Source organism: Phaeodactylibacter sp. (genome assembly GCF_022763345.1).
Taxonomy (GTDB): Bacteria; Bacteroidota; Bacteroidia; order Chitinophagales; family Saprospiraceae; genus Phaeodactylibacter.
In genome coordinates this window covers 61,343-75,490 of record NZ_JALEGS010000018.1, presented here as the reverse complement: position 1 = coordinate 75,490, position 14,148 = coordinate 61,343, and the positions used below count along the sequence as shown (strand labels likewise).

11 protein-coding genes are annotated in these 14,148 nt (G+C 52.5%); 3 read left to right on the top strand and 8 right to left on the bottom strand.

The genetic code is table 11. From position 1 onward, the window contains the following. Positions 1-9 precede the first annotated feature (9 nt). From MRY86_RS04480 to MRY86_RS04455, 6 genes are all read right to left on the bottom strand, one after another. Positions 10-867 carry a DUF695 domain-containing protein gene (locus MRY86_RS04480; RefSeq protein ID WP_293567304.1) on the bottom strand — a complete coding sequence of 286 codons (858 nt, stop codon included), beginning with the start codon at positions 865-867 and terminating at the stop codon, positions 10-12. Positions 868-876: 9 nt separating this feature from the next. After that, complete coding sequence (locus MRY86_RS04475) at positions 877-1,581, bottom strand: MBL fold metallo-hydrolase (RefSeq protein ID WP_293567303.1); 705 nt, start codon at positions 1,579-1,581, stop codon at positions 877-879. 84 nt (positions 1,582-1,665) lie between these two features. After that, a complete protein-coding gene (gene modA / locus MRY86_RS04470) occupies positions 1,666-2,496 on the bottom strand; it encodes a molybdate ABC transporter substrate-binding protein (protein WP_293567302.1) in 831 nt (276 codons plus the stop codon). A gap of 34 nt (positions 2,497-2,530) precedes the next feature. Further along, a complete protein-coding gene (locus MRY86_RS04465) occupies positions 2,531-3,583 on the bottom strand; it encodes an endonuclease/exonuclease/phosphatase family protein (protein ID WP_293567301.1) in 1,053 nt (350 codons plus the stop codon). A 97-nt stretch (positions 3,584-3,680) separates the two neighbouring features. Beyond that, positions 3,681-5,225 carry a hydroxymethylglutaryl-CoA synthase gene (locus MRY86_RS04460; RefSeq protein ID WP_293567300.1) on the bottom strand — a complete coding sequence of 515 codons (1,545 nt, stop codon included), beginning with the start codon at positions 5,223-5,225 and terminating at the stop codon, positions 3,681-3,683. Positions 5,226-5,469: 244 nt separating this feature from the next. Further along, the gene (locus MRY86_RS04455; protein WP_363325431.1) at positions 5,470-5,712 is read right to left on the bottom strand and encodes a 4a-hydroxytetrahydrobiopterin dehydratase; all 243 of its coding nucleotides are present in this window, start codon (positions 5,710-5,712) and stop codon (positions 5,470-5,472) included. 315 nt (positions 5,713-6,027) lie between these two features. On the opposite strand from MRY86_RS04455, the gene MRY86_RS04450 reads away from it, so the two are divergent. Beyond that, positions 6,028-6,654 (top strand): hypothetical protein, encoded by a 627-nt coding sequence (locus tag MRY86_RS04450; RefSeq protein ID WP_293567299.1) that lies wholly within the window; start codon positions 6,028-6,030, stop codon positions 6,652-6,654. 77 nt (positions 6,655-6,731) lie between these two features. Here MRY86_RS04450 and MRY86_RS04445 read toward each other — a convergent pair whose 3' ends face one another. Further along, positions 6,732-7,976 (bottom strand): DEAD/DEAH box helicase, encoded by a 1,245-nt coding sequence (locus MRY86_RS04445; protein WP_293567298.1) that lies wholly within the window; start codon positions 7,974-7,976, stop codon positions 6,732-6,734. A gap of 257 nt (positions 7,977-8,233) precedes the next feature. Here MRY86_RS04445 and MRY86_RS04440 point away from each other — a divergent pair, with 257 nt between their 5' ends. Further along, a complete protein-coding gene (locus MRY86_RS04440) occupies positions 8,234-8,725 on the top strand; it encodes a hypothetical protein (RefSeq protein ID WP_293567297.1) in 492 nt (163 codons plus the stop codon). Continuing rightward, on the top strand, positions 8,725-9,861 hold the full coding sequence (locus MRY86_RS04435) for a glycosyltransferase (protein WP_293571033.1): 1,137 nt from the start codon (positions 8,725-8,727) through the stop codon (positions 9,859-9,861). The genes MRY86_RS04440 and MRY86_RS04435 overlap by 1 nt, the downstream gene beginning before the upstream one ends. Before the next feature lie 7 nt (positions 9,862-9,868). On the opposite strand, the gene MRY86_RS04430 is transcribed toward MRY86_RS04435, so the two are convergent. Further along, positions 9,869-13,900: an adenylate/guanylate cyclase domain-containing protein gene (locus MRY86_RS04430; RefSeq protein ID WP_293567295.1), complete on the bottom strand. Its 4,032-nt coding sequence runs from the start codon at positions 13,898-13,900 to the stop codon at positions 9,869-9,871. Positions 13,901-14,148: the final 248 nt, after the last annotated feature.

The following is a 14,148-nucleotide window of genomic DNA, read 5'->3' as shown; positions in this document are numbered from 1 at the left end:
AAGCCCATTTTATTTTGGCTGCACCACAATCGTTTCCCAACCATCGTAGGCACCGCCCAGCCCTTCCGCCAGTTGAGTCAGGCCCCAGGTGAGGTCGTGAATGTATGGGGTGTGAATGCTGTCCTGCCGCACAAAGTGTATCCCATAGGGCATAGGGCTCTGCGCAAGCGTATCGTAACCGATGGGCTCAAAGCTGTACCGTTTCAGGGAGTCCTGAAAGACGCTGCGGGCTTTGGTGGATTTGAAGTACGCCCAGTGCTCAATCGGCCGGGGCTGAGACAGCGGGTCGCCGGCTTCCTGCAGGCGGATGAGCACGCCATCGTTGTTGATTTCTGCCTGTTCTCGCTGATTGGGGAAGAGCTGTCCTGTGTAGGCGGACCAGGTGTCGTCGGGCGCAATGGACGCTTCTACTTTTCGTTTGGTGTATGCTGCTACGGTCTCCTGTGCCAGCTCGTCGGCTTGGGGCTCTGCACGCAGGTAGTAGTACAACTGCTTCTCACCGGGCACGACAATGCTCCCCACAAACACCCCAAAGTTGCCGCGCTCGAGCTTCTGCAACAGCTGGTCCTGTAATTCATTGGCCATCCGGGTTTCTGCTTCGGTGGGAAAGCCGGTGGGCAAGGTCTCATTTGCTTTCACAGTAACCTTCAGCAGGCGTGGGTGCGTCTGTAGCGGGGCCTGTTCTGACCAGCCCTGATCTACCGTAATGACCTGAGGCCCGGCAAGCTGCTGCCGTAAGAATACCGACCAACGTTCTTCGTGGCCCGGTAGAGGCGGCGCTTCACTTTTTTGCTGCTGAGGACCTACGTCTCCACAGCCTGATAAGAGCAATAAAAGTATCGGGAACAACCCAATTGAGTATTTCATAACTTTGTTTTAATCAACCGTAAAGGTAAGCCCATCGTAACCAGGGGCTACATTTTCAGGCAACTTTTGGGATACTTCCCGGTGCAGCCCCATCCGGTGGCTCATATGTGTGAGAAAAGCCTGCCGGGGGGCTAGTTGTTGGATAAGGTCGAGGGCCTGCTCCAGATTGAGGTGCGAATGGTGCTCACGGTGATGCAGGGCGCTCAGCACCAGGGTGTCCAATCCCCTAAGCTTTTCCAGTTCCTCCTCTGCAATTGTTCTTACGTCGGTCACATAGGCAAAGTTGCCAAACCGGAAGCCCAGCACAGGCATACGACCGTGCATCAACTCTATTGGAATGACTTGCTGCCCTTCCACCTCGAAAGGCTGGGTTTTGGAAATGCGGTGGATTTGCACCTGCGGTGCCCCGGGGTAGCGGTTCTGGCTTTCAAAAATGTAGGCAAACCGCTGCTTCAGCTCTGTCTCTACCGGGGCGGTACAGTAGACCGGCATGTCCATGTTATTGCGAAAGTTGAACGGGCGTACATCATCCAGCCCAATGATATGGTCATTGTGCTGATGGGTAATGAGAATCGCATCCAGCCGGTCAATGCCCGTTCGGAGCATCTGTGCCCTGAAGTCCGGACCGCAGTCAATGGCGATGTTTTTCCCACCCACCTGCAGCAAGGCCGCTGTGCGCAGGCGTTTGTCCTTGAGGTCTGCCGATTGGCACACCGCACAGTCGCAGCCGATAACCGGTACGCCCTGTGAGGTGCCTGTCCCGAGTAATGTAATGCGTTTCTCGATGGTCGTTGTTTTTTACTGAGTGTTGGTGCTTGGGCCTGGCAGTTTATAGCCGTATTTCAAAAAGATTTCCTGCGCAGTTTCTGAAAACAAAAAAGTAAAAAAAGCCAGGCTCTCTCTTGAGTGGCGCTCATTGCCGTAACGGGTAATCACCACCCCCTGCTCAATAGGAGAGTAACTGCTATCGGGCAGCTCCAGCCACCGCCCCCGGCCTTTTACATCAGGCGAAAGTACAACTGATTTGGCGGTGAGCCCTACATCTGCCGCTTTGGAGGTGATGTACTGATTGGTTTGTGCAATACTTTCTCCGTAAACCAGTAGCGGCTCCACCTCTTCAAATACACCATAATGCTTGAAGTAGTTGATGGCTTGCTCGCCGTAGGGGGCATTTTTGGGGTTTGCGATGGCAATTTTTGATACCCTGCCCTCTACCAGGTATTCCGGAGTCACTCGTATGTGCTGCCCGGTCATACTCCAGGCGACGAGGGTGCCATAGGCATAAACGCTGACGCTGCCTACTGCTTCATTCTTTTCCAGCAGATATTCAGGGTACTTCATATTGGCGGATACCAGCAAGTCATAGGGCGCGCCTTCCATAATTTGTGCGGTAAGCTTACCGGAAGAGCTGACTACAGCAGAAGCTCCGATGCCAGTCTGTGCCTGAAATTCGCGGATCAGTTCATCCATAGCAAACTGCACATTAGCCGCTGTGGCAATCGTGAGGGTGGGCTGAGGGGGCTTTGAGGATGCTGTTGCTTCGGGACCGGAAGCCTCCGCGGGCGGAGCACCACAGGCAGCAAGCACGATCAAAGCTACCCAACAGAGATGATACGCTAGTTGATGCATTATTCATTGGGTTTGTTCGGCAGTGAAGATAGCGCTATTCCTGAAATTTTGCATTCGCAGCTGCAAGGTCTTCTTCTGCCGGCTCGGGAGCTTTTTCTGGCTGCACGATCTCATGGTAGAGCTGAAATGCAATGAACACCGGGAAGTGGTCAGACCCTATCGACTTCAGCCGGCGCAACTGACGGAGCTTAAAGTGACGGGAACAGAAAATATGGTCTAACGGGAAGCGCATTACCGGCCACTTCACCGGGAAGGTATTGAAAAAGCCCCTGCCTTTTCTGGGGTCGAGCAAACGGCTCATTTTCTGGAAAAGTTCGGTGGTATAGCTCCAGGCGACATCGTTGAGGTCACCTGCCACGATGACCGGCTGTTGGGAAGCCTGAGCCCGCTCAGCTACGATCAGCAGCTCCCGGTCTTTTTCCGTAGAGGTCACGCTTTCGGAAGGGGCCGGCGGGCGGGGGTGTACACCAAAGAAGTGGACTTTATGCCCTGAACCCAGTATCATCCTGCATTCAATAGAAGGCACATCGGGCTCAATCAGGTAGTGCACCTGAGCGTCTTCCAGCTTGATCTTGCTGTACAACAACATGCCGTAGGTATTTTCCATGGGCACCAGCACGGTGTAGGGGTAAGTTTCCTCCAAGGGCTGCAATTGCGTTTTCCACCAGTCGTTGGTTTCCAGCAGGAGCACTACGTCCGGGGACAGCTTTTCTGCCAGGTCCAGGACTCGTTCTGCTTTCCGGTTGGGTTGATATACATTGGCAATCATCAGGCTAAGGCGCTGCCCTTGTTTTGCTTCATCAGATGCGCTGTCTTCCAGCACTTCTCGCTTGGCCAGAGGCAGGTAAGGGTAAATCTGATAGCTGAGAAAGGAAAATGACAAGGCAAAAGCGCCCAGGCCTGCCCAGAATAGCCAGCTCGAAGAATCACCCCAAACCAGGCAGGCGATGATTCCAATGCCCACGAGTACCCATTTTTGCAGCCGTGGGTACTCCATAGACCTGAACACCCAGTAGTCCGATCGGACCAGGGGCAGCGATACCATGGTTAAAACAAGGATAGCATAAACGATAAGGGCAATAGGCATAGCACAGTATTCTACTAGGTTAAAGAGGTCACCGTGGCACTCATTGTGCCACAGCATGCCCTTATAAAACCCATTCCCAATGCCGGTGTTTGGTACTTTAGGCTTGTGTAGCCGTAGCCGGTACTTTAACGTAAGGCTGCCAGCCATAAGCCCGGGCACCTTCCTGTACGCCTGGCTCCCGGTTGACCGCTTTCAGGTAGAACGTACCTTCGGGGGGGGCAACGCTTGTAGTTTGTTGCCCACGGTGCAGGTCCTCGTAAGTGGCGTAATCCAAAGCACGGCGCTCTGCCAGCTTTTGGTTTAGCCCGAACTGCTCTACCACGGCTTTCCAGTTACGGCCCACTGTAGCGGCAAAGACTTTGGATTTAGAGCCACTGCCGTAAGCAAAAAAGCCTATTTTTTTGCCAGTCAGGTCCTGTGCTTCCTCCAGGTCAGCCTCTAAGGTGCTCATCAGGCTCAGGAATAGGGAAGAGGTGTAGAGGTTGCCAACGAGAGAGGAAGCCCGCTCTCCTTTTTCAATCTTTTCCGCCACAAATTTCCGATAGCGGTCGGTCTTAGTGATGGCGCGCAGGTATTTACTCACTGCCTTTTGATGAGCGGCATCGGATTCGAAGTCTGCGGCATCTGGCCAAGGCTGATCAATCAGGGCAGCGGTCCGTTCCCAGTCACCCCGCTTCAGGCTTTCTTCCCTGAAGATTTCCGAGAACATGCGGCGGGCCTGATAGGCATAGGGCAGGTGGAAAACCATGCGGTGCCAGTCATCTGTGACCGGTTCTTTTTCGGGTAGGTGCTCCTGTTCTGCGTAATGCTGCATGGCTTCCCCGATTCGCTGCTGATAGCAATCATTGGAGTAGGGACCGTCAAAGACAGGGGTGTCGCGGTGGATGTCCACGTGGGCATCATCGTGGTGGAGTATGGAGTTTGGGGCACCCGTTTCGAGCTTTGCCAGAAGGGCCTCGGCGTCCACACCTGTCACGTCGGCCAGCTGAAGCACCTCTTCAATAATCTGTTTCTTGGAAAAACGGCGCACTGGCTTAAAGAAGTCGTGTACCGGGCGGGAGGCCACGCCCCAGGCATCCTCAAAAGCCAGCAGCCGGGGTTGCTGACGGACCAGGACGGCGATGGCACCGGCGCCTTGCGTGTACTCGCCACCGGAGTTCAATTCGTAGCGGGCCACATCCGAGCCCACCACAATACCTATGCGGTCGGCTCCGCCCCTTACCCAGTCCAGGGTATTCTGCAGGGCGTCCACTGCACCGATACAGGCAAAGGTCATATCTACCACATCACAGTTCAGGAATGCGCCTTCGCCATGCGTGGGCTCGAAGTACTGGTTGAGCATATCCTGCACATAGGTTGCCATGGGTTTAGATCCGTCCAGGGCGCTTTCCGTGCCCATGTAAATCCGGCCAATCTGTTCCGGTTGCAGTGCGTTGCGCTGCAAAAGCTCAAGTACGGCATTTGCAGCCATTGTGGCCACATCTTCGTGGGCATCGGGCACCGACATAGCGGTTAGCCCCAGCCCTTTGTTGAGCTTTGCGTATTCTAAATCCCTTGCAGAAGCCAGGTCTTCAATTGGTAGGTACAGATTGGGAATGTAGGCGGCCATGTCGTCAATGCCTACCGTGTTCACTCTATGCATAATCCCTTGGTTTTTAATTGCGTTAGTGCCGAAAGCTGTGCCGTAATCCGGAAAAGATCCAGCAGGGAGACCTTCGGGCGACCGAGTCTGATGATTTGGTTGGCTTGTGGCTAGGGTTGCCTTTTACTTAGAGGCAACAGGGTTACAGTATTAGTAAACCCCGATAAAACAAGGGTTCAAACAAAAAGGGATCATTATGGTTTGAGGCAGCTGTATTTTTAGTGCCATAGTTTTTCCGGACCGCCTATTTGAAACGCTCGAAAACCTCATCAATGGCTTTGGCCAGGTCCCGGTCTTTATCGGTCACTTTATTGCCCGCATCGTGGGTGCTCAAGGTAAAATCCACAGTATTGTAGACGTTGTGCCAATCCGGGTGGTGCTGCATTTTTTCAGCATGGAAGGCGACTTCAGTCATAAAGCTGAAAGCCTGTGTAAAGTCTTTAAATTTGAAGGTTGCTTTGAGTTGGTCATTTTCTTCTTTCCACATAGGTTGCTTTATTTTCTTCTTTCAAGCTTATGGGGCGCTAAATGTTCAGGTACAACAGCAAAAATTGAGCATAATCCCCAAACCTGGTAGAAAAAAAGAGCCTTACTGCCCGGCCCGGCATTCCCCAACAGGCCCGAATAGCTCAAAAACAGCGCTGGCAACCAGCCCCGGCGTTAAAATCTTCTTAACTTCTGCGGTTTTTTGTGGAAAAAATGCGACTTTCAGATCCTGAATCTAGTCAAAATTGGAAGTAGGCCAGAAAATAAACAGCCTCTGCCACTCATTAATACAATCAGACAAAAAACCTATTTGAATATGAGAATACTATTTCTGACTGCAGCACTACTCTTTGCCTTTGGCATTTCTGTAACGGTACAGGCGCAAGAGCTATCCAAAGAGGAGAAAAAAGAATGGAAAAATAAAGCCAAGGAGTACAAGCGTAATCCGGCAGCTTTGAAAGCACTTTCAGAAAGTGTGGACCGCTATAAGCGGGAAGCCAACGAGTATGCCGCACAAATCAACGAAATGGAGGCAGAGAAGGCAAACCGCCGCGCCCGTATTGCACAGCTCGAGCGCGAAAATGCCCAGATGCAGGACAAGCTGGCTGCCACCCTGAATGAGCTTGATCAGCTAAGAATGTCCCCTCCGCCAACACAGCCGCAAATGGACAATTCTATGCAGGGGCTTGTCTTCCGCGTACAAATTGGTGCATTCGAAAGGCTCAATGTGCCTTCCACATTGGACGGCGAAGATGACAATATGGACCTGGAAATGGTAGATGGGCTTCAAAAAATCATTATCGGCAAATATCCGGATGTGGAAAGCGCGGAGGCACTTCGAAGCTACATGCAGCAGTTAGGTATTTCTGATGCCTGGGTGGTTGCTTATCAGGATGGCATGCGCATCCCGGTAGAAAACGTGGTGCCCGGATACGGTCAATAGGAACGGTCAAAAAAATAAATCAGAATGGGTTGTTGATCAAACAGTCAGAACCAACGATGTGATCAGCAACCCATTTTTTATCTTCTTTTTCCACCACCTTTACCACGGTGGCTTCCGCCTTTTTTCCCTTTCCGGAAATTGCCTCCCCTGCCGCCACCACGGCCTTTTCGGGGTTGGGGTTTGGCATCTTTCAATTCTTCCGGCAGCGGCAGGCGCTGTACTTTTCGCTCAATCAGTTCCTCGATGCGCTTGAAGCGGTACATATCTTCCCCATTGATGTAGGTGAAAGCCATACCAGAAGCTTCTGCCCGGGCAGTACGCCCTATACGGTGCACGTAGTCTTCTGCGTCGCCCGGTACATCAAAGTTGATGACTGCGTCAATACCTTTGATATCAATACCCCGAGATAGTACATCTGTAGCCACAATTACAGGGGTGTTGCCACTTTTGAAGCCATGCAGCTGTTTTTCCCGCTCTTCCTGCGAAAGGTCGGAGTGGATAGCGCCGGCTTGTATGCCTTTGCGTTGCAGGGCCTGGGCCAGATCTTTGACCGTTTTTTTGCGGCCCGCAAAGATGATGACGCGCTCCAGTCGTTTATTGGCCTCCAGTACCTTTTCGGTCAATGCGATTTTGGCGTGGTCTTCCACTTCGTAGACCAGCTGCAGGATGTTCTCTGCTGGTTTAGAGATGGCAATGCTGATCTCCTTAGTCGGCCCGTTCAGGATTTGCATAGCAAACTTCCGGATTTGGGCAGGCATAGTGGCGGAGAACAGGAGGTTCTGCCGTTCGAGAGGGAGCTTATGCACGATGTTCATAATAGCCGGTGCAAACCCCATATCCAGCATTCGGTCTGCTTCATCCAGGATCAGGTACTTCAGACCGCTAAAGTCCACATAACCCATATCCATGTGAGAGGTGAAGCGCCCCGGTGTCGCGACAATAATGCTGGCGCCCCGCTTCAGCGCTCGTTTTTCCTGCTCCATCGCATGACCGTCCCGGCCACCGTAAATGGCAATGGAGCTGATCGGCGTGAAATAAGAGAGGGCTTCCAGTTGCTGGTCTACCTGCATCGCTAACTCCCGCGTTGGCTCAATGATCAATGCCCGGACTTTGTCGTCGGACGATTCTTTGCTCAGTTCGTTCAGGACAGGCAGCAAAAAGGCAGCTGTTTTGCCGGTCCCGGTTTGGGCACAAGCCAGTACATCCTGTCCTTCCATAATTGGAGGGATGGCTTGTTCTTGTACCGGAGTAGCCTCTTCAAAACCCATCGCGTAAAGGCCTTCCAGCAGGGAAGGCTCAAAACCAAATTCGTTAAATTTCAATGTCTCTGTATTATTTAGTATCGCTTTATACGCAAATTTGCGCTAAAAACGACTGAAAATCACGATTTCTTACATAATAACGGCCACAAAGGTACGCTAATGCAGCTAAACTGCTGGAATTACTTTCATCCGCCGCCTTTTTCTTCCGTTTTTCGTCGACAACTCTCTCGATTCAGTCTATAGAACAACTCATTCAAGCAACAAATAATGACTGTAGCAGGTTCTTAACGTAAATTCGCAGTGCAAGATAATCCACTATGCAATACCATAAATCTTTTCAGACTTCCAATAATAACCCTTTTAGCTCCATCATTGGCGTGGTGCTGGGCATCCTTTTTTTGCTGGGGCTCTTTTTTGTCGCCCGCTTTATCTTTACCATCCTGTATTACCTTTCGCCGGTGATGCTGATAGCCGCACTCATCATCGACTATAAAACTGTAACGGGGTATGGCAAATGGCTGGTGGACAAGGTAAAGACAAATCCGCTATTGGGTATCGGTGGCATTCTGCTGACGATCCTCGCCTTTCCTCTGGTGAGCTTGTTCCTGTTGGGCAAGGCCTTGTTCAAAAAGAAAGTACGGGAGGTCGAGCAGGAAGTAAAGCGGCAGCGGGAAGGCGAATACGTTGACTTTGAAGAGCTCAATAGCGAGCCCATGGACCTCAAGCGGCTGGAAGAGCAATTTCGTGAACATGAAAACCTCAAACGCCGGCGCGGCAATTACGACGATTTCTTCGATAGCCAGTCCTGATGGCGGTGGGGTGGATCATTGGTGGAGCCTGCCTGACCCTTGGCATTGCGTACTTTATGTTGGTCCAATGGGTCATCAAACAGTGGCATAAGCTCCCCGTATTTGAATCTGTCCCCATTGATTCCGCCCCTTCTGTGACGGTTCTTGTAGCTGCCCGCAATGAAGCTGCCAATATCCACGATTGCCTTCAGGCTTTATCCCGACAAAACTATCCTAAGCAATCCCTGCAAATCGTCGTGATTGACGACCACTCCACCGATGCCACCGCCGCAATAGTGGAAGCCTTCCCAAATCCCCATCTCACCTTGCTCCGCCTGCCTACTGGGCAGTATGGGAAAAAGCGGGCGCTGGAGCTGGGAGCAGCCGCAACGCAAAGTACGTACCTACTCACCACTGATGCCGATTGCCAGCCGCCACCGCTTTGGGTGCAGGGTCAGGTGCAGCATTTGGAAAATGGGCAGCTTGCCGCTTCTACGGGCCCGGTGTTGCTTACCGGCGAGGATGATCCACGCTACCGTTTTCAGGCGCTTGATATGGCTGGCATGATGGTGTTAACGGCAGTGGGCCTGCATACCGGCACCTGGATTTTGGGCAACGGAGCCAGCCTTGCCTATCGCCGGGCTGCTTTTGAGGCAGCGGGCGGATATGCGGATAACCGGAGTACGGCTTCGGGGGACGATATTTTTCTAATTGCTAAAATCACCAGGGGGCAGGGGCTTCCGGTCCGGTTTTTAAAAAGTACAGCTGTGGCGGTACCTACGCCGGCGGCGCCGGACTGGCCCGCTTTTTTCCGGCAACGGCTGCGGTGGGGCACCAAAAATGCGGCTGCACCGGCAAGTGCGGGCACGACGCTTGCACTGGGTATCGCTTTCTTGCTGAGTTGGTCTATTTTGCTGTCGCCCCTGTTGTTTCTGGTCGTAGGGCACTTCTGGCTGGTCCATTTAGTGCTGTTGTTACTGCTCAAATCCAGGGCCGACTACCGGTTGCTCAAAACAGCCTGTCAGTTTTTTCATCAGGAGCATTTACTGAAATCTTTTGCCCGCTCAGAGGCACTGCACATTGGCTACATAGCATTTATTGGGCTGGCCTCCTTGTTCGTGAGAAAGTATCAATGGAAGGGGCGGTCTGTGCATTAGACCTGGGTCAGGCTAAAGCTTTGAGTCTTTCGAGCCGGGTTTTGAAGAGATACTTCGGCGTGGAAGCATAAAGCGCTTCGTACCGCTGCAGAGCTGATTTCCGGTACTTTTCCACCTCAGGCAGCAAGAGGAAGAGCTCGTAGTAGATGGCGGCTTCCTCTTCCAGTTCGGCCACTTCTTGTAGCAGGTTTTCCAGCGATTGCAGGGCTTTTTCCTTTGCGCCATGGGCATGTTCCTGCTTGGCCAGCAACATCCGGGTTTCGAAAATCAGGTCCGGATTGCCCAGTGCTTCTGCAATAGCCTGGGCTTCGTCTGCAACGGGCTTAAGCTCTTCAAGCCGGTTGAGGGCAAGCAATACCAGACCTTTCTCTGCAAGGCTGGCTCCCAGCACAAGGCGGTTGTTGATCATCCGGGTTACCTCAATGGCGCGGTTGTAGTAATACAGGGACCGGTCGTAGGCCTGGGTAAAGTAAAAGACATCGCCCAGGGTATTCAGCGCTTTCGCAATCCCTTTCTGATAGCCCAGCTCTTCGCAGAGCATCAGGTTTTTTTGCAGGTACTCAATAGCCCGCTGGAAGTGGCCTTCAATGCTGTACAACTCTCCGATTAGCCCCAGCGCGATAGCAGTCCCCTGTTTATCGCCGAGTTCCTCACAGAGTTCCAGGTCATGCTGAAAGTTTTCCATGGCCCGCAGGTAATCGCCCTTGCGTTCATAAACACTGCCGATACAGCCGATGGCAATGGATGTCAGTTGCTTGTTGCCCAACTCTTCACTAAGTTTCAGCCCTTTCTGGTAGCTTTCCAGGGCGGCATCATAGTCGCCTTTTTCAAAGTAGACGATACCGAGATTGGTAAACAGGTTAGCCATGCCCTGTTTGTCGTTGAGCCGCTCGCTGACTTTGAGCTGAGCCAGTTGGCAGCGGATGCCCTCATCATAGTTGCCCTGATTCATGTGGGTGAGCCCAAGGTTGGCGGCCACCTGTGCGCTACCTGTTGGGTCGGATTCCTCCTTATCTGTACTCAGGCTTCTTTCGAAGTATCCCTTGGCCTCATCGTACTTCCCTTGCCGGAAGAAAAACTCGCCCAGGCTACCATAAGCTTTGGCTTTGCCCGTTTCGTCCTCTATCGATTCGAACAGGCCTGCTGCGACCTGTAGGTACTGCTGTGCACGGCTGTAATCACCCTTGAGCATGAGTAGCCGGCCCAGATTATTGTTGGCCTGCCCCAGAAGCAGCACATCCCGCGTTTGTTTGGCCAGGCTCAGGGCCTCCTCGTAAGTTCGTTCGCACTCTTCCCAGTTGCCAATCAGCTCCAGGACTTTGCCTTTATTAAGGTAGGTTTGAATTTGATCGGCATTGTCCTTTTGTTTGCCCAGCTTGTTGAGCAGCTTTTCGTAGTAGTCGAGTGCCTGTTGATTTTGATAGTTGCTGCGGGCATAATCGGCAGCTTTTTGAAGGTATTCACAGGTTTTGTCAAAAACATTGGCTTGCTCATAGTGGAAGGCCAGATCCGCATAACGTTCTTCGATATTGTCGGCGTAGAGGTCTTCAATCGCTTCCCCGATGAGGCCATGAAGTTGCTCCAGGCGAGTGCGGAGCTGCATACCGTAGACGGCTTCCCGGAGCAGGGAATGCCGGAAGATGTAGCGCAGCTCATTCATGGCGTGCCAGATTTGCCCCTTTTCCGCCCGCTTGATCTGATCGCGGAGGACGGCCGAGGCAGCGCCGTTCTTCGCCGCAAAGCCATCCTGTTTGCGCATGACTTGCGTCAAAATAGGGATGTCAAACTCGCGGCCGATCACCGCAGCGGCTTTTACGGTTTCCTTCACCAGTTCACTCAGCCGGTCGATGCGGGCGGTGAGGATGGCATTGATGGAGCTGGAAAGCTTCACATCTTGATCGTGTATGGTCCAGCGCCCGTTCTCCTGTACCAGCAAATCACGCTCAGCAAAGTATTCCAGCATCTGCTCCAGGTAAAAAGGGTTGCTGTTGGAGGTCCGGAGCAGGGTGTCCAAAAATTCCGGATGGATGGTGCCGCCCAGGCGCAGTTCGGCAAACTCCTGCACGGCATCAGGAGTCAATGTGTTCAGGTCTACTTCAATGTGGGGCAGCCTATACTGCTCCAGCAGGGCGGGCTCCAGCAATTTCGGTTTGGAACCATCGTCAAGGTAGCGGGAAGTCAGGACCAATGCAATCGGATAGCGGTTCACCTGACGGATAAACTCCGAGAGCAACTCCCGGCTGTTTTCATCCATCCAGTGCCCGTCTTCCACTTCTACAATAACCGGCTGTATGAGAGACTCCGCAATAAAAAGGTTGATAATGGAGGCGATGGTATTCTGGTAGCGGCCTTTGGCGTCAAGTACATCCCAGATAGAATCCTGGTAATTAAGCCCGATGAGGGCCGCCAGTACCGATTTGGTCCGCACCAGTTCACGGCGGGCGGTTTTGGCTTCGGGGCGGTTGAGCTCCTCCAGGTCTTCCAGCAACTGGTTATAGCGCTCCTCGAAGTGCTGGAAATTAGCCAAGGAGGTACTCTCCGGGTACTGCTCGAAGTAATTTTTCAGGAAGGTAATAAAAGGGTTGAAGGGCTTGCGCAAAATCTGATCGGCCTGGCAAGTGTGCCATTGTACCAGCCCTTCCTCAAACAATAGTTTTTTGAGCTCATGCATCAGGCGGCTTTTCCCAACGCCGGCCTCTCCAAAAATATACGCTACGCCTGCGGCCTGCTCTTTAAATACAGGCTGTATGAAAGACAACAACTCGCTCAGCTCCTGATTGCGGCCCACCATCTGACTGGAATAGGCTGGTCGGGATTCGTAGTTGCGCCCAATCAGCTTGTAGGTAGGTACGTTGCCTTTGATGCCTTTGTAGCGGATGTCGCCACGGTGCTGAAAGTTGAAGTGGTGGTTTTTCTGTATCTCACTGTCCACCAGCACATCGCCCCACTTGGCATGCGTCATAAGCCGGGCAGCCAAATTGACCCGGTTGCCTACTGCAGCGTACTGACAGCGCTCCCGCCCTCCGACAATGCCGGTGTAGGCGGTGCCGATGGTGATGCCCGCCCGGTACTCCAGCCCGGTATCCAACTGTAATTGCCGCAGGTTTTCCCTTACACTGAAAATGAACTCCAGGGCCCGGTCGTTGCTGTTCTCAAAAGAAACAGGCGCCCCGAAAAAGCCGACCATGACCCCTCCCTTGTCTCCAAAATCCACTTCCTTGAAGTAACCAGAAAAGTTGTGCATTTCCTCGATCACGATAGTCGCGAACTCATCCAGTACCTCATGGCTTTCCACGCCTTGAAAGGAAAGGAAAATGGAAATAACGGTGCGGAACTCTCCATCTTGCTGATAGCTGGCTACAGATTCCGGTAGGAATTGCCGTACGACGGCTTTATCCAGTGCTGATAATTCAGCGCGTTCCGGCAGCGTGCGTTCCTCTTCCGGCAGCAGCCCCCAGACTTTATAGAAGCCCTGTTCCAGTTTTTTCAGGTAGAAGCCTTCCTGCTTAAGCTGATGCCCCAGCTCGTCATCCACCACAATATCCTGGTCTTTAGCCTTCACCTGGCACTCGGCGCACTGATCAATAGGCTTGCCCCGGAAATAGAAGGATTTATGGTCCGTTTTGCCTACGATCCCCCATTCCACGGTGCCGTAAGAGAGCCCAAACTTGATGCCAATGGTAAAGTTGTTGAAACGGAATTCCCGCTTACTGAAAAGGTAGCGGGCAAGCATGGCTACCTTGATGATATCCTGCCCCCGCTCCTCTGAACGGTCGGCAGGGAAAATAGCCGTGAAGGCGTCGCCGGCAAAATAAGGGATAAATCCGCCCCTGCTGTAGACCAAATGGACGAGCGGCTCAAATATTTCATTGAGGACATTGGTCAATTGCTCCGCCCCCCGGCTACCCTGTTGCATCAGGGCTTCGGTCAGCGGTGTAAAGCCGGACAGGTCCACAAATAGCGTATAGGCTTGCAACTGCCCCTGGGCGTGCCCTGCCTTAAACCGGTCCTGAATGAAGTGTGGAATTAGGTTTTTCACAGATCGTTTGTCCTCGTTCCGTTATCAGTGTGGCAAATTACAAATTTTCCGGTTGGTGGACTAATCCGCAGGCGGACAGTGCCATCGTAAACCGGATAGGAGGCGGGCAAAATGGCAGGCAAGATGTGATCTGGGGGCGTGATAATAATCGCTCAATAGTTTTTGAGATTGATTTCGCGGGGTATAACGCAGATGGTTTTAACTAAATTATGTTAGAGGAGATTAATTCGCGTTTCAGCACTAGAAGT

Bases quoted from the DNA above. Each gene is read 5' to 3' on its own strand.
- MRY86_RS04480 (WP_293567304.1), bottom strand. From the start codon at position 867: ATGAAATACTCAATTGGGTTGTTCCCGATACTTTTATTGCTCTTATCA.
- modA (WP_293567302.1), bottom strand. From the start codon at position 2,496: ATGCATCAACTAGCGTATCATCTCTGTTGGGTAGCTTTGATCGTGCTT.
- MRY86_RS04465 (WP_293567301.1), bottom strand. From the start codon at position 3,583: ATGCCTATTGCCCTTATCGTTTATGCTATCCTTGTTTTAACCATGGTA.
- MRY86_RS04460 (WP_293567300.1), bottom strand. From the start codon at position 5,225: ATGCATAGAGTGAACACGGTAGGCATTGACGACATGGCCGCCTACATT.
- MRY86_RS04455 (WP_363325431.1), bottom strand. From the start codon at position 5,712: ATGTGGAAAGAAGAAAATGACCAACTCAAAGCAACCTTCAAATTTAAA.
- MRY86_RS04450 (WP_293567299.1), top strand. From the start codon at position 6,028: ATGAGAATACTATTTCTGACTGCAGCACTACTCTTTGCCTTTGGCATT.
- MRY86_RS04440 (WP_293567297.1), top strand. From the start codon at position 8,234: ATGCAATACCATAAATCTTTTCAGACTTCCAATAATAACCCTTTTAGC.
- MRY86_RS04435 (WP_293571033.1), top strand. From the start codon at position 8,725: ATGGCGGTGGGGTGGATCATTGGTGGAGCCTGCCTGACCCTTGGCATT.